The sequence below is a fragment of the Synechococcus sp. H55.7 genome (assembly GCF_047462395.1).
Classification (GTDB): domain Bacteria; phylum Cyanobacteriota; class Cyanobacteriia; order Thermostichales; family Thermostichaceae; genus Thermostichus.
This window is the reverse complement of the sequence record NZ_JANSJD010000013.1, coordinates 1-15,256: the sequence shown is the minus strand read 5'-3', so window position 1 is coordinate 15,256 and position 15,256 is coordinate 1. Positions and strand designations below refer to the sequence as shown.

The following is a 15,256-nucleotide window of genomic DNA, read 5'->3' as shown; positions in this document are numbered from 1 at the left end:
CCCAAAAAGGGGGATGGCGTGGTATGAAGGGGGTGGTTGCCACAGGGATCCCTCTACCATGCAAAGCGCTACTCTTAACCCGTTTTTCCTTCTGCAGCGCTCGTTTGAAGTTGTAGGCCCCGTCTATGGGCCGCTGTTGATCCTGGCCTCTCCCGGCTTCTTCATTCCCATCGTCGCAGAGCTGATCCCACTTTTTGGGGGGATCCTCAATTTGGCCTACAGCCTAATTGTTGCTCCCATCCTGGCTGGCGCAGCCTTTTGGCTGGTGGATCAGCACCTGAAGCGGCAAGCTCCCCTACTGGGCAACAGCCTCGACTGGGCCCTCTCGAAGGCAGTGCCCCTGGTTTTCGGCAGCATTCTGCTGGCGCTAATTGTCATGCTTGGGATGCTGCTGTTTGTGCTCCCTGGTATCTACTGGGGGGTAAGGCTGGTTTTCACTCTCTGTGCGATTGCCCTGGAAGGCAAAGGTGCCACGGAAGGTCTGGGCTACAGTTGGAACCTCGTCAAAGATCGCTGGTGGGGCGTGTTTTGGGCTTTGCTGGCTGTGAGTTTGATCTTCGGCATCCCACTCCTGATTTTGTTTCTTGTTGGGGGGATCCTGGGAGCTGCCTTGGGTGCGGTTGTGGTTGGAAATGCTGCCGTCACAGCAGTTGCGCCCATCCTCGATATCTATACGGTGCTCCTGTTCCGATCCCTGCAGCAGTTGAAAGAGCAAGCGGCCTACCAATAGCTAAGAGTTTTTACCCCTGTTTGGATGGCAAAAAGGGGATCCCTGTGCTCCGTCTTGAGACGAGAAGGGATCCCTTTCCTATTTTTGCCATCACTGCCCTCACCCCCGGCCCCTCTCCCAGGGGGAGAGGGGAGTGCTCTGCCAGACCTCTAGTTAGGAAGAAGGGCGCTCCAGGATGCCGCCCCCCAGCAGGAGATCCCCGTGGTACCAGACGGCGGCTTGGCCAGGGGTGACGCCAAATTGCGGCTCGGCAAACTGTAGCTTCACCCGCTCCGGCGATTTTGGGATCACCATAGCCGGCACCGGTGGGGTACGGTAGCGCACCTGCACTTCCACGGCCAAGGGTTCTGCCGGCGCAGGGATCGAGACCCAGTTCACCCGCCGCACCCACGCCTCAGCTTGGGTGGCTTCTTCCCGCTCTCCCACTACCACGCGGTTCATGGCCGCATCGATGCGCACCACATAGAGCGGACGGGAAGAGGCAATCCCCAGCCCCTTGCGCTGGCCGACGGTGTAGTGGTGGATACCTTCGTGATATCCCAGGACTCGCCCCTGGGTATCGACAATTTCCCCCGGCCTTTGACCCAGGTGCTGATCCAAAAAGTTGCGCATCGAGCCGTAGGTCTCGATCAAGCACAGATCCTGGCTTTCGGGCTTGTTTGCCGTAACCAAGCCGTAGCGCGCGGCAATCTGACGGGTCTGGGCCTTGGTGTACTCGCCCAAGGGGAAGAGACTGTGGGCCAGGTGCTCCTGGCTGAGGTCGTAGAGAAAATAGGACTGATCCTTCTGCCGATCCACCGCCCGCAGCAGTTGATAGCGCCCCAGCTCGGCCTCAAAACGCACCCGCGCGTAGTGGCCGGTGGCGATCTGAGAGATGCCCAGCGTCTCGCGGGCATAGGCCAGCAGGGGGCCGAACTTCACCAGCTTGTTGCATTGGGAGCAGGGCAGCGGTGTGATCCCCTCCCCATAGCCGGCCACCAAGTAATCGACAATGGCGGCCTGAAACAGCTCACGGCTATCCACCACATGGTGGGGGATCCCCAATTGCTCACAGATGGCAGCAGCATCCACCAGGCCGTCGGTGCAGCACTGGCCTTTCCCCCGCATCAGCCAGAGAGTCACTCCCTCCACGGCATAGCCCTGTTCGTGGAGAAGGGCCGCCACCGTGGAGCTGTCTACCCCCCCAGAAAGGGCCGCCACAATGCGGGGCCGAGAGGGGGATCCGGCTATCTCCGGAGCAACTAGAGGATGGGGGCTGGTAACCATCGCAGCAGGGGATCAGGAAACAACAAGGGTCGGCAAATCCTCGCCTCCCTACACCAGGCCAAACCCGGATTTCCAGCTTAGCTTGCTTCCGAATCGGCTGGCCGGGATCCCGCCTCAGGCATGGGCTCTGGGAAGCCCCTTTGGCGCAGCCGCCGCAGCGAATCCAAAGCTGCCGCGGCAACGCTATCGTGGGGATCCCTGGCCAGATAGTTGAGGGCAGAAACACTCTTGGGCGAGGGCAGATTTCCCAAGGCCTGGGCCAGCCGCTGCCGCACCAGCCAATCTTCCGACTGGGCAAACCGCAGGATGTGATCCAAAGCCCGCAGATCCCCCAGTTCTCCCAGAGCTGCAATGGCCGCCTGCTGCAGCAACACTTCCGGCCCCTCCAACGCCCGCAGCAGCACCTCATAGGCCCGTGGATCCTTCAGGTTGCCCAGGGCCACGGCGGCGCTGAAGCGCACCAGCCACTCCACATCTTCATAAAAAGCCCGCACCAGGGCCTCAAAAGCCCGCGGATCTTCCAAGTAGCCCAGGGCGCCTGCTGCATCGGCGCGAATGCCGTAGTCCGGGTCTTGGGTGAGGATCTCCAGCAGCTTGGGCAGACAGGCGTCCGTCTGCTTGATCCCCAGGGCAAAGACGGCAAAAGAGCGCACCTGCAGGTTTTCGTCGTCGATGACCTGCAAAATCAGCGGCACCGCCTGCTCCGCTGGCACATCCCGCAACTGGGCCAAGGCCACCATGCGATCCGCAGGGCGTTGGCTGCGCAAGCGTTGGGCGATTTCCTCCAGACGAGCGGGGTTGACAGGATCCAGAGCAGAGACAGTCATGGTCTTAACAAATATTTACAATCTTTCTCCAGTATGACAAACTTTGCTGCGCTCGGATAGGGGCCGGCTTTGCCTACCCCGGTCGGGATCTCTATCGACAGGGGCCGAGGTTTTGATTGGAAATCCTAGCATTGTTGCTGAAAAAAGCAGCTCGATTGAGCCCCATCCCCAAGATTTTGGCTATTTTGGTGATGCGAGGCTCTCTGCCGGTGGTCTCTATGCTGAAATCTTCGCCTGGTCGCCAACTGCTCTCACTTGGGATCCTCCTGCTGTCGGCAGGGGGCATGTTGTGCTTGTCCCCTCGTTTATCTTCTGCTTTGGCCAACGAACAAGCGGTTCCCGAAGCGGAGCTGGCGCTGCAGCCGCTTTTGCCGCCGGGATCGCGCATCCTCCGCTCCCGTCGGCTGAGCGACACAGAAGCCGAGATCTGGGTGGAGTCGCGCGGCGGCAGCAGCCCTGTAGTTATGCGGCTCAACGCCTCAGGCCGTTGGGAACAGGATATGAACGCTACTCTGGCGCGGGGAGCCAGCCAGATGCAGGCTCTTGCCCGGCAACAAACGGCGAGCCTGCCCGAAGGCTTTGGCCAAACTGCTCCCGACCAACCTCCGCCGGTGCCTTCTCTTCTGCAGGCTACCCAAGCTGCCTCTAGCCTGATCCCACCGGTGGATCGGGAGCAGGAAACCCAGCGGGCCTTAAGTGGGGCCGGACGGGCGGATCCCTTTGTGCCCCAAAACGTGCGTGCCCCTGAGCCAACCCTTGACCTGCCACCTCTGCCTCCGCCTCCGGAACTGCCTCCGCCCGGTGGCGAAGTGCCCGTAGCAGTGGCCACGCCGCTCCCGACGCCCACTCCTGACCCGGCGGCCTTTGCCCGCAGCGTGCAGGTTTCTGGGATGATCCAGATTGGTGGCGAATCCTTTGCTTTGGTTTCTGGCCCAGGCGTCATCCCTTCTGTGGTGCATGCCGGGCAGAACTACCAAACTGCCAAAGTGGCCGGAGTATCGGTGCCAGAGCGACGGGTTGTGCTCTCGGAAGGAGGCGAGACCGTCGTGAAGACAATGCAAGACACCACTGTGATTGTGGGTGCGCCCTAGCCGTGGCTATTCCAGAGCCCAGCGGTTTGATCTATTCTCCCGCCTCTGGGCAAGGGATTTTTCCAAAGTCAAGTCTAACTCCCCTCTCCCTCTGGGAGAGGGGCCGGGGGTGAGGGTGCCTCTGGGAGAGGGGTTGGGGGTGGTCGCGCTAGCGGCGCGGAGCGCTTGGGTGCCTCTGGGAGAGGGGCCGGGGGTGAGGGAGTCTGGGAAAATCAAAAACGAGGCTCGCTGTTGAGGCGTGACGGCTGCTGTTTTAAATAGCGCAAGAACTCCCGCAGTTCGGCCTCATTCAGTTGGTGGCGAGATTTTTTCTGGAAGCGACGCTCCAGGAACTCTTGTCCTTCCTTGCGGCCCCAGCCAATACGCTGCATCTCGACATCTGTTTGAGCAATGATGTCTGATAGATCATCTCCATAGGCTCCCGGCTCGCTCAAGCTGGGCAATTCTGAGGGAGTCGGCTTCGCAGGGATCCCTGTTGGCTCAGGGGCTTGAGGGGCAGGAGAAGAGTGGGTGCGCCCATTGGCCAAGGCCAAGTCGGGAGTTGGCAAATAGGGCAGCCTGGCGGCAGCAGAATCCATACCCAAGCTCAAGGAAGTTGCGGAATGACCGAATCCTGCGTGGTTTAAAGCGCGCTTCAGCGCAGCATCTTCCGCTTCTTCTACTGTGTTGGAGCCGGCAATACCACTGCCCAGAACCGTGTTGTTCACCACCACCTGGGCTTTGACAATGTAGATCCCTTCTTCTACGCGCAACAGATCGGTGAGCAAACTGCCCATAGGGTACCGATCTCGAAACTGTTGAATCATGTTTGCGCCGAAACCTGTCGCTGCTCGGGTCTTGACTACAAGCTAGCTTGAAAGTACGCCTCACATCCAGATCTCAACGCCTCAATCTCAAATCAACATCGGCTAAAGATGTCTATCGAGCAGATCCCAACAAGAAGAGAAGTCTTTCCCAACAGTCAGCGTTCGGCTCGACAAGGGTATGCTATGGCCAAGGGATCCAGTTGCCAAGGTTGCCCTGAGTGGCTGGCTTGGAAAAGGAAAACTGATTTATTATCGCTGCACAGCAAGGCATAACGGAGAACCATGGCTAGCGATACAACCGGGGTCAGCTCAGCCAGTTTGGGGCAGGCAGCCATTCGAGAGCGCAATTATGGCACTGCTTTGCAGTTGCTGCGGCGGGCTTATCGTGCGGATCCCAGCCCGGAGAATGCCCGTTGGCTGGCCACCGCCTACGAAGAAGCGGGGTATGCCCAATTGGCCGCCCTCTATCGAGAATTGGCCCAAGAGCGCAGGGAGACTCCCAAAGCAATTCAATTCCAAGCCCCCAAACCTCCCGGCGCCCTTGCAGAACTGAAGCAACCCCCTTCTGAACCGCCGGAGCGCAAGACCATTCCCTTGCCCCAGCCGATCCCACACCCAACCCCACCGGCATCCTCTCCGGATCAGCCGATTTGGGTCTACAAGCCCGCCCCCATTGACCCCAAAAGCATCAGCCGTCAAACGCCCCTTCGATCTCAAGCCGCGGAGCCTGCCCCTTCCCCTCAACAATCGGCGGAGAGGAGCAACTATCTGCCGGTTCAACACGCCCCGGATTTACAAAACCCGCAGCAGGGATCCCCCTTCCTGCGGCGGCTGAACCAACTGCATCGCCAGTTTAAGGATCGGCCCACGGCGGAGCTGGCTCTGCAACTGGCGGAAGCCTACGACGAGCAGAAGAACTTCAAAGAGGCCCAGCGCTACTACCGAGAGGTGTTGGATCTGGATGATTCCTGGCTGTTGCGACCAATGGTGCAGGAGCGCCTGGAAGAGCTGCAGCAACTGCAGGAGCAGGGTTCTTTGGCGGATCCCTCGGCCCAAAGTTTGCTCAAGCTGGCCGAGAAGTTGGAGCAGGAGGGGGAAATCGCCCGGGCCGAGCAAGTTTACCGCCAGATCCTAAAAATGAATGCCACCCTGGATGTTTATGCTAAGGCTCGCAAGGGGCTAAATCGGCTCTATCCGGACGGAAAGCGGTGAACGGCAGACCCTCGCATTTCCCCTGAACCGTCACAATTCGGAAGCAGCTTCTCCTCAAAATGGATCCCGCGGGTCGAGGGCATCTCGCAGACCATCCCCCAGCAAGTTAAAAGACAAAGAGGTGAGCACCACCATCAGGGTGGGGGCTAGCACCAGCCAAGGCTGCAGAATGATTACCGAAGCATTGGTGGCCAGCGACAGCATATTTCCCCAAGACGCATCCGGCTGTTGGATCCCCAGGCCGATCAAGCTCAGCACCGACTCCGCCACGATGTAGCCGGGCACCGCCAAGGTTGCCGAGATCACCACGTAGGTGGTGGTCTGAGGCAGAATATGCCGCACCAGCAGATACAGGGATCCGGCCCCGGCCACCCGCGCCGCCTGCACAAAGTCTCGCTCCCGCAAGGACAGCACCTGGCCCCGAATGACCCTGGCCAAGCCCGCCCAACCCACAAAAGAGAGGATGGCCACAATCACCAAAAAGCGCTCGGCATTGCTGAAGGGCACGCCGGTCAGCGGGTTCACCTGCAACACCGCCGCCAGCGACACCAGCAAATACAGGGTTGGGATCGACATCAACACCTCAGTCAGCCGCATCAGCAGCGTATCCACCCAGCCGCCGAAGTAGCCGGATATGGCCCCCACCAGCAGGCCGATGGGAAAAGAGATGCCGATGCCCACCAGGCCAACAAACAGGCTGACGCGCCCGCCATAGACCAGACGGCTGAAGTAGTCGCGGCCCTGATCATCCGTGCCCAGCAGGTGCAGCCGCGCTACCGGCAGCCCTTCCTCTGGCCGCAGGGGGACGGTGCCGAACAAATGTCGATCCCAGGGGATCAGCCCCAGCCAACGGTAAGGAGTGCCGGCCACAAACAGGCGGATCCCGGCGGGACGGCTGCTATCCACCAAAAGCGGACGTTCGCCCGTTTCCAGATCCACCGGCCCCTGGCGGGTGGGGTAAACGTGGGGCCCCAGCCAAGCGCCCGACTCATCCCACAAGTGAATGGCGGTGGGGGGCAAAAGGGATCCCCCTGGCTGCGATTCCAGCGGGCTGTAGGGGGCAACAAACTCGGCAAAAATGGCGCAGACGTAGAAAAAAATGAGAATGTAGGCTCCCACTTGAGCCCAGCGATTTTGGCGCAGCCGTTTCCACCACTGCATGAGGCCAGGGTCCCGGTTGGGCGAGTTGCCAGAACGAAGTTGGCTTTTAGTGTAGCTAAGCTTTGGGGTTATTTCGAAGACACTGCCCACGCCGTCCAATCTTGAACGGATCCCCCTAGCCGGCCAGGGAATAGCCGCGGCTGCAGGGGGCCATCATTTCCATCCGAGCTGCGGCGATGGTCTGCGGCAGCACCCCCACCAGCCGCGCCAAAATGTCATCCGGCAACTGCTTGACCAACTCCGCAGAGAAAAACTCCTCCAAGCTAAAGAGCAAAATCCGCGCCCGCTGGGCCGGCAAAGGATTATCGGTGATCTGCTGCAACCAGCGCATCCAGTGCAGCCGCTTGGTATAGGCGTTTTGCCGCTCTTGATAGCCCTGAGGATGCAACAGAGCCACATCCCCAATCGGGATCACGCTGCTCGACTCCACATCCAAGGGCCCCCCCACCGCAGCGCCCGGCCCGGCAAACTCGGCATGAAACGTCTTGCAGATGATCAAGGCGTTGTGCCGCTGCGGATCCACCATCAGCAATTGGCCGCTGCTGAGGCTGCGAATCAGTTGACCTGGCTCAACCCACTGAACCAGGCTATGGCTGTTGGGAGAGGGCTCGTTCATACCTCTTTAAGATATCTCAGCTCCCCTTCCCCTTACATGAGATCTTCAACTTTCGCAGCTCTGCTTGACCAAATCTTCATAGATTGGGGGGAGAGGGCCAAACGTGGCCTTCCCCCAAGCTACTGGCGGGGGGTTTGGATCTCGCCGACAACCCGAATGGCGATCCCTTCGCCGGCCTGGCAGCGGCCAATGCGGCGGGCATAGGAGTAGCCGGCGCTGTGGAGCTCTTGCAAAAGCTCTGCGGTGAAGGCGGGATCCACCGCCAGCAGCAAGCCGCCGCTGGTTTGCGGATCCGCCAAGAGCAACTGCTGCCACTCCGGTAGAGAGTCGGCCTCTACGCCTTCATAGCCTTGCCAGTTGCGGCGGGCTGCACCTGGGAAGATCCCCGCCTCCGCCAAGGAGAGGGCCTCGGGCAAAAAGGGAATAGCAGCCAAATCCAGCTCGGCGCTTACCCCTGAGCCACGGCAGACCTCTAGCAAGTGTCCCAAGAGGCCAAACCCCGTTACATCGGTTAGGGCGTGAACCTGGGGTCGCCGCGCCAGTTGTGGGCCGATGCGGTTAAGCTGAGTCATCACCTGCAAAACCTCGGCGTAGCCCGCTGCGCTAAGCTGACCCTTTTTTAGGGCGGTGGTCATCACCCCGATCCCCAGCGGCTTGGTTAGGATGAGGTCGTCGCCGGGCTGAGCCGTGGCGTTGCGGCGGATGTGCTGCGGGTGGGCCAGGCCTGCCGCCACCAAGCCGAAGATGGGCTCGGGCGAATCGATGGAGTGCCCCCCGGCCAAAGGGATCCCGGCTTCCTGACAGATCTGGATTCCCCCGGCCATGATCTCCCGAATAGCCGACAGGGGCAGGGTGTTGACCGGCATGCCCAAAATGGCGAGGGCGAGAATGGGCGTGCCCCCCATTGCGTAAACGTCAGAGAGGGCGTTGGCTGCGGCAATGCGGCCAAAATCCACCGGATCGTCCACGATGGGCATGAAAAAGTCGGTGGTCAGGATCAGGGCCTGCTCGTCGTTGAGTTGGTAGACGGCGGCATCGTCGCTCGTTTCAGCCCCCACCAACAGGGCCGGATCTGACCAAAGAAGAGGCAGCTCCTTAAGAATCTGCTGCAGCAGCGCCGGGGCAATTTTGCAGCCGCAGCCGCCGCCGTGGGAGTACTGGGTGAGGCGAAGGGGAGTCTCCATGCAAGCAAAGGGAGAAAACGTCGGCCTGACTTTACTGTAGCGGCAGCTAGCAGCAACTGGAAAAAGGGGCGCTGGGCTAAGGTTGAAGGGATCCCTCTACCCATAGCGTTGCCATGTCTTTTGTCCCCTTGCACTTGCACAGCGAGTACAGCCTTCTGGACGGGGCTAGCCAATTGCCGCGTTTGATTGAGCAGGTGGTGGCGATGGGTTTGCCAGGACTGGCCCTGACCGATCACGGCGTCATGTATGGGGCCATTGAGCTGGTGAAACTGTGTAAAAGCAAAGGGATCAAGCCGATTATTGGCAACGAGATGTATGTTATCAACGGCGATATTCGAGACAAAAGTCGCAAGTATCCCAAGTATCACCAAGTGGTTCTAGCCAAAAACACCCAGGGCTATAAAAACTTAGTGAAGCTAACCACTATTTCCCATCTCCACGGCGTTCAAGGCAAGGGGATCTTTGCGCGCCCCTGCATCAACAAAGAGTATTTGGCCCAATACAAAGAGGGGTTGATCGTGACCAGCGGCTGTCGAGCTGGGGAAGTGCCCCAGGCCATTTTGCAGGGGCGGCCAGAAATTGCCCGCCAGGTTGCCGCCTGGTATCAAGAACAGTTTGGAGACGATTACTACATTGAGATCCAGGATCACGGCTATCGAGAAGACCGCTTTGTCAATGTGCAATTGGTGCGCATTGCTCGCGAATTGGGGATCCCGATCATCCTCACCAATGATAGCCACTTCATCTCCTGCTGGGATGTGGAGGCCCACGATGCCCTGCTCTGCATCCAAACAGGCAAATCTCTCACCGAGAAAGATCGCCTTCGCTACAGTGGGACGGAATACCTGAAAAGCCCAGAAGAAATGCGCCGCCTCTGCCGCGATCACCTGGAGCAAGAGGTGATCGATGAAGCCATTGCCAACACCCTCAAGGTGCTGGAAAAGATCGAGGGCTATGACCTATTTGGGGAAATGCGCATGCCCGACTACCCGGTTCCACCGGGCCATTCTGCCGATAGCTATCTCACCGAATTGGCCTGGCAGGGCTTGGCAAAACGCTGCGGCGTTGCCTATCCAGATCAGATTCCGGAAAACTATCAGGAGCGCCTGCGCTTTGAGCTGAATATCATCCAACAAAAGGGCTTCTCCAGCTATTTCCTGGTGGTTTGGGACTACATTCGCTATGCCCGCGAGCACGGGATCCCAGTAGGCCCAGGCCGCGGTTCGGCAGCCGGATCCCTGGTGGCCTATGCCCTGCAAATTACCAATATTGACCCCGTCAAATATGGGTTGCTCTTCGAGCGTTTTCTCAACCCAGAACGGCAATCGATGCCGGATATCGATACCGATTTCTGCATCGAGCGGCGGGGAGAGCTGATCGACTATGTAACCCGCAAGTATGGTCAAGAGCGAGTGGCCCAAATCATCACCTTCAACCGCATGACTTCCAAAGCTATTCTCAAAGATGTTGCCCGGGTGCTCGATATTCCCTATGCCGAAGCCGACAAAATGGCAAAGCTGATCCCGGTATCGCGGGGCAAACCGGCAAAATTGGAAGAGATGATCGGCGAGAACACGCCGGCCCCCGAGTTCAAAGAAAAATACGAGAAAGACCCAACCACTCACCGCTGGATCGAGCTGGCCCGCCTGTTGGAAGGCACCAACAAAACCTTTGGGGTTCACGCTGCCGGCGTGGTCATCGCCAAGGATCCCTTGGATGAGATCGTGCCCTTGCAATACAACAACGAAGGTCAAATTATTACCCAGTACTCGATGGAAGATATTGAGTCTCTGGGCCTGCTGAAGATGGACTTTTTGGGGCTGCGCAACCTGACGATGATCCAGCGGGCTGTGGAGCTGATTCGAGAGCACAGAGGGGTCACCATCGACCTGGATAACCTACCATTGGATGACGAGAAAACCTACCAACTTTTGGAAAAGGGAGAGCTGGAAGGGATCTTCCAACTGGAATCTTCCGGGATGAAGCAGGTGGTGCGAGAGCTCAAGCCTTCCAACTTAGAAGACATTTCCTCGGTCTTGGCTCTTTACCGACCGGGGCCATTGGATACGGGCATGATCCCAGACTTTATCGATCGCAAACATGGCCGCAAGCCGGTAACCTATGCCCACGATCTCCTCAAGCCAATCCTTCAAGATACCTACGGCGCCATTCTCTACCAAGAACAGATCATGCGCATTGCCCAGGACATGGCCGGCTATACCCTGGGCCAGGCCGACCTGCTGCGGCGGGCGATGGGGAAAAAGAAAGTTTCCGAGATGGAGCAACAGCGGGAGCAATTCGTCCGGGGAGCTTTGGAGCGAGGTGTGGCCAAGGAAGTGGCCACGGAACTATTTGACCAGATGGTTGCTTTCGCCGAGTATTGCTTCAACAAATCCCACTCTACGGCCTATGGACTGATTACTTTCCAGACAGCCTATCTCAAGGCCAATTATCCAACAGAATACATGGCGGCGCTGCTTTCTTCTGTGGGAGGGGATCAAGATAAGGTGCAGCGCTATATCACCTATTGTCTGTCGATAGGGATCCAGATTCAACCGCCCGATATCAACCGCTCTGGGCTGGATTTTACCCCCCAAGGATCCAGCATTTTGTTTGGTCTAGGGGCGGTGAAGAATGTGGGTGAGGGGGCGATTCAAAACATCCTGGCTGCCCGCCAGGCGGGGGGCCCCTTCACCTCTTTGGCCGACTTTTGCCAGCGGGTGGATCTGCGCCTGGTTAACCGTCGCGCCATCGAGTCGCTGATCTGTGCAGGCGCTTTTGATTGTATTTCCCCCAACCGCAAGCAATTAATGGTGGATCTGGATCCCATTCTCACCTGGGCGACGGAGCGGGCCAAGTCCAAAGCCATTGGTCAAGCCAGCCTATTTGATTTGTTGGGCAGCGACAGCAGTGATGGCCAGGGATTTATGGAAGCGCCGCGGGGGCCTGCTACCGAAGATTTTCCAGCGCCAGAAAAGTTAAGGCTGGAACGGGATCTGTTGGGTTTTTATGTTTCGGATCACCCGCTGCGACGGATTCAAGAGCAGGCGCGCCTGTTGGCTCCCGTTAACCTCTCGGATTTGAGCGGCTACGCAGCCGAGACTTCTGTAGGCATTCTGGCCCTAGTGACTGCCATCAAAACCGTAACCACCAAGAAAGGGGATCGCATGGCCATTGTGCAACTGGAAGATCTCACCGGCAGTTGCGAAGCGGTGATCTTCCCCAAGACTTACGAACGTTTGCGCCATCGCCTGGAGGTGGATCAACGGCTATTGATCTGGGCCAAGGTGGATCAGCGGGATGAACAGGTGCAATTGATTGTCGAGGACTTACAGCCAATTGAATCGGTGAGTTGGGTTACGGTGCAACTCCCTCTGGAGGCTGCCGGCACATTGGAGGATCGATACCGCCTGCAAACATTGCTTGCCCGCCAACGCTCGGAAGCCAAGGAAGAAAATCGCATCCCCGTTGTGGCGGCCATCGTCGCCCCTCCCCACACGCTCTGGGTGAGGCTGGGATCCCAATTTTGGGTTAAAAATGCCCAGGCTGCAGTTGAGGCCCTCCGCCAAGCTGGCTATACCGCCCGCAGCGAAGCGCTAGCCTCTTAAGCCGTCAACCCAACTGTTGTTCCAGCCAAGTGCGTAACTGGGTCACGGTTAGCCGCGGCGAGGGGCGGGGCAGAGATCGTTCGGGATCCCCCGCCAAGCTCAGCACGGGAACCTCCAGTTGGTAGCGCTCCCACCAGGTGGGGTTAGTGGTGATGTCGCGGATTTCCAACGTGGCGATCTCAGGGATCTGCTGCAACTTCTCCGCTAGGCCCTCGCAGAGGTGGCAGCCGGGCTTGCTGTAGAGGATCAAGGGCGGCCAAGGCATAGGGGATCCCTAAAGGCTGACAGTACAGGCCAGACGACGGTGCTGCAGCGAGGGCATCTGCCGCCGGATAAGCTGCAGGCGCTCCGGGTCGATCTCGGCAATGGCCACCCCTGGTTTTTCGCCGCCGGCATCCGCCAGGATCGTCCCCCAAGGATCCACGATCATGGCGTGGCCATGACATTGCCGCCGCTCGTAGTGGGTGCCCACCTGGGCGGGAGCAATCACATAGCAGGTGTTTTCAATAGCGCGACACTGTAGCAAAACCTGCCAGTGGTCCCGGCCCGTGTAGGCGGTAAAGGCGGCGGGGATCAACAGCACCTGCGCTCCTCGATCCACCAAGGAACGATACAGCTCCGGAAAGCGCACGTCGTAACAAACCGATAGACCTAGCATGCCCAGCCGCTCTTCCTGGCAGACCACCACCTCGTTGCCGCTCACCACCGTGTTCGACTCGCGGTAGGTGTTGCCGTCGGGCAGGTTGACGTCGAAGAGGTGGATCTTGCAGTAGCGAGCCAGCTCCTTGCCCTCGGGGCTGTAGAGGGCGGCGGTGTTGTACACCTTGCCTTGTCCATCCGGCACCGGGTATCCCCCGCCCAGCACGAATACCTGGTAGCGCTGGGCCATCTTGGCCAAAAACTCCTCGGCCCGCTGCGCGATCTCCGAGGCAAGGCGAGCTTTTTCTTCCTCCGGCCCCATGAAGGCAAAGTTTTCCGGCAAAGCTACCAGCTCACATCCCCGCCGCGCCGCAAAGTCAATCCACTCCTCTGCCTGTTGTAGGTTGCCGGCCAGATCGGGGGTGCTGGTCATCTGAAGGGCGGCTGCCAAATAGGATCGCATGGGGAAACTCCAGGAAAACTCAAAGGATCCAGCCGTCTAGCCCACCAGGTGCCACCAGCCCAACGCAGGCCCCACAAATCGCACCACCACCCAGACAATGGCCAGGAGAATAATGCCGGCCCAAGCGCCCCGAGTTGTCCAATTGTAGATCGTGCGGGCTTGGGCTTTGGTGAGAGGAATATCTTTGAGCTGGGGAAACAGTAGCTCTTGGTCAGGGTCGGGGCTGTTGCGGGTTTTGCGGCGCTTTGCTTCGCCCATAGGCTGGCCTCCAATGGTTTTGGCACAGTCGTGACTTTCATCTTAATTCTTCTGTGCCTCTCCTAGCTGGTGGGGTTGCGACTGCTGGGTCGGCTGAAGGTTTTTTAAGGGCACTTTGTCGGTGCCGGGGTTCTGGGCAAGAAATTTGGGAGCCTAACTAGAGGCGCTGGTGTAAAAGCGCAGGGCAAAGCGCCAGAACAAATGGGATCCGACCAACAGCCCCGCCGCCAGCAGGGCGGATCCCACAAGCCACGGCCACTGGGCTCGTCCCAACAGGGTTTCTGCCGGCACCGTGGTCAAGAAAGCCACCGGCACAACGAAGGTAAAAAACAGCCGATAGGCCACCGGATAGGCCACCAGGGGGAAGCGCCCCGCCTCTACCAAGCCCCGCAGCACCTCGGTGACGTTGTAGATCTTGACAAACCAGATGCTGGTGGCCCCCAGCATAAACCAGAGGCTGTAGAGGATGACCAATCCCAGGAGCAGGGGCACCAGACCCAAAACATAGGCCCAGGCCAGCAGCCGCAACTGGATCCCGGCGTAGAGAATCAGCACCAGGCCAAAGCCGATATCCACCAGGCCCCAGGGAGAGAACACCCGGGTTGACAGCCAAAACTGGCTACTAATGGGCTTGAGCAAAACAAAATCCAGAGTGCCCTCCTGCACCTGCTGCACGATGCGGTTTAAGTTGACGTTAAAGAGGCTGGCCGACACCCCCTGCAAGATGGTGAACATGCCCAAGACGATGAGCGCCTCCGGCCAGCTCCAACCCCCCAGGCGGTGCCCCTGCTGATAGAACAGTGAAAGCCCAAACAGAGCTGACCCCAGGCCACCCACGCTGCTGAGGCTGGCAAAGAAGAAATTGGCGCGGTACTCCATTTCTGCCGCTACAGAAGTGCTCCAAAACAGCCACAGCACCCGCAAGTAGCACAGCATTCGTTCTCTCTCCAATCTCAGATGAACTACCCCACCGCGCAGGCGGGTGGGGTTTCCTCACCCGCTTGACAGCAGAGCTTTTGTCTCTTCTTCTGCCCCAGTTGCTTCATCGTTCGCGGCAGCGGGATGGAGTCCATCCCGTGTACCGGGTCTCTGTTCGCAAAGCGTGGCGCTAGCCATAGTAGAGCTGAAGCATCCAAGACTCACGAGGCTGGTTCCCAGCCCCGGTTGCTGATTAGTAGCAACGTTGTAGAAAACCATCACCGTTCCCCTGTCCCGCGGTATCGCAAACCCACAGGCAGAACAGACATGGTAACGGTTACTTAGCTCTGCCCACTCCTTGTGAACAGCACCGCACTCCGGACAGCGCTGAGACGGCTTGAGGGTTTGCGTGGGAAGAAACAAGACCAGACCACCTTTCTGCTCAATTTTGTAGGTCAGCATTTGGTTCAGCGTACC

15 protein-coding genes are annotated in these 15,256 nt (G+C 58.9%); 4 read left to right on the top strand and 11 right to left on the bottom strand.

Annotated elements, in window-relative coordinates; translation table 11 throughout:
* Nucleotides 1-58: 58 nt before the first annotated feature.
* The gene (locus NW851_RS07935) at nt 59-730 is read left to right on the top strand and encodes a glycerophosphoryl diester phosphodiesterase membrane domain-containing protein (RefSeq protein WP_414337638.1); all 672 of its coding nucleotides are present in this window, start codon (nt 59-61) and stop codon (nt 728-730) included.
* Nucleotides 731-883: 153 nt separating this feature from the next.
* On the opposite strand, the gene mnmA is transcribed toward NW851_RS07935, so the two are convergent.
* Together mnmA and NW851_RS07925 are read right to left on the bottom strand one after the other, a co-directional pair.
* The gene (gene mnmA / locus NW851_RS07930) at nt 884-1,996 is read right to left on the bottom strand and encodes a tRNA 2-thiouridine(34) synthase MnmA (protein ID WP_414337635.1); all 1,113 of its coding nucleotides are present in this window, start codon (nt 1,994-1,996) and stop codon (nt 884-886) included.
* Nucleotides 1,997-2,073: 77 nt separating this feature from the next.
* Nucleotides 2,074-2,823 carry a HEAT repeat domain-containing protein gene (locus NW851_RS07925; protein WP_414336171.1) on the bottom strand — a complete coding sequence of 250 codons (750 nt, stop codon included), beginning with the start codon at nt 2,821-2,823 and terminating at the stop codon, nt 2,074-2,076.
* 155 nt (nt 2,824-2,978) lie between these two features.
* On the opposite strand from NW851_RS07925, the gene NW851_RS07920 reads away from it, so the two are divergent.
* Nucleotides 2,979-3,914 carry a hypothetical protein gene (locus tag NW851_RS07920; RefSeq protein ID WP_414337634.1) on the top strand — a complete coding sequence of 312 codons (936 nt, stop codon included), beginning with the start codon at nt 2,979-2,981 and terminating at the stop codon, nt 3,912-3,914.
* Between the two features lie 212 nt (nt 3,915-4,126).
* Here the strand turns inward: NW851_RS07920 and NW851_RS07915 are convergent, their stop codons facing one another.
* The gene (locus NW851_RS07915; protein WP_414337632.1) at nt 4,127-4,690 is read right to left on the bottom strand and encodes a hypothetical protein; all 564 of its coding nucleotides are present in this window, start codon (nt 4,688-4,690) and stop codon (nt 4,127-4,129) included.
* A 312-nt stretch (nt 4,691-5,002) separates the two neighbouring features.
* Here NW851_RS07915 and NW851_RS07910 point away from each other — a divergent pair, with 312 nt between their 5' ends.
* Nucleotides 5,003-5,932: a hypothetical protein gene (locus NW851_RS07910; RefSeq protein WP_414337630.1), complete on the top strand. Its 930-nt coding sequence runs from the start codon at nt 5,003-5,005 to the stop codon at nt 5,930-5,932.
* Nucleotides 5,933-5,986: 54 nt separating this feature from the next.
* Here the strand turns inward: NW851_RS07910 and NW851_RS07905 are convergent, their stop codons facing one another.
* The 3 genes from NW851_RS07905 to selD all read right to left on the bottom strand — a co-directional run bounded on the left by NW851_RS07905 (nt 5,987) and on the right by selD (nt 8,893).
* The gene (locus NW851_RS07905; protein ID WP_414337628.1) at nt 5,987-7,093 is read right to left on the bottom strand and encodes an ABC transporter permease; all 1,107 of its coding nucleotides are present in this window, start codon (nt 7,091-7,093) and stop codon (nt 5,987-5,989) included.
* Nucleotides 7,094-7,208: 115 nt separating this feature from the next.
* A complete protein-coding gene (locus NW851_RS07900) occupies nt 7,209-7,709 on the bottom strand; it encodes a hypothetical protein (protein ID WP_414337625.1) in 501 nt (166 codons plus the stop codon).
* A gap of 119 nt (nt 7,710-7,828) precedes the next feature.
* The gene (gene selD, locus NW851_RS07895) at nt 7,829-8,893 is read right to left on the bottom strand and encodes a selenide, water dikinase SelD (RefSeq protein WP_414335589.1); all 1,065 of its coding nucleotides are present in this window, start codon (nt 8,891-8,893) and stop codon (nt 7,829-7,831) included.
* 113 nt (nt 8,894-9,006) lie between these two features.
* On the opposite strand from selD, the gene NW851_RS07890 reads away from it, so the two are divergent.
* The gene (locus tag NW851_RS07890) at nt 9,007-12,501 is read left to right on the top strand and encodes a DNA polymerase III subunit alpha (RefSeq protein WP_414337622.1); all 3,495 of its coding nucleotides are present in this window, start codon (nt 9,007-9,009) and stop codon (nt 12,499-12,501) included.
* Between the two features lie 4 nt (nt 12,502-12,505).
* Here the strand turns inward: NW851_RS07890 and NW851_RS07885 are convergent, their stop codons facing one another.
* The 5 genes from NW851_RS07885 to NW851_RS07865 form a co-directional block, all read right to left on the bottom strand.
* Complete coding sequence (locus NW851_RS07885; protein ID WP_414335592.1) at nt 12,506-12,766, bottom strand: glutaredoxin family protein; 261 nt, start codon at nt 12,764-12,766, stop codon at nt 12,506-12,508.
* A 9-nt stretch (nt 12,767-12,775) separates the two neighbouring features.
* The gene (locus tag NW851_RS07880; RefSeq protein ID WP_414335594.1) at nt 12,776-13,603 is read right to left on the bottom strand and encodes a carbon-nitrogen hydrolase family protein; all 828 of its coding nucleotides are present in this window, start codon (nt 13,601-13,603) and stop codon (nt 12,776-12,778) included.
* Nucleotides 13,604-13,639: 36 nt separating this feature from the next.
* On the bottom strand, nt 13,640-13,861 hold the full coding sequence (locus NW851_RS07875) for a DUF2839 domain-containing protein (protein ID WP_414337619.1): 222 nt from the start codon (nt 13,859-13,861) through the stop codon (nt 13,640-13,642).
* A 153-nt stretch (nt 13,862-14,014) separates the two neighbouring features.
* Entirely contained in the window at nt 14,015-14,797 is a 783-nt protein-coding gene (locus NW851_RS07870) for an ABC transporter permease (RefSeq protein ID WP_414337616.1), read from the bottom strand.
* Nucleotides 14,798-14,854: 57 nt separating this feature from the next.
* Nucleotides 14,855-15,256: zinc ribbon domain-containing protein (locus NW851_RS07865; RefSeq protein ID WP_414337613.1), on the bottom strand; the 402-nt coding region annotated here is incomplete at its 5' end.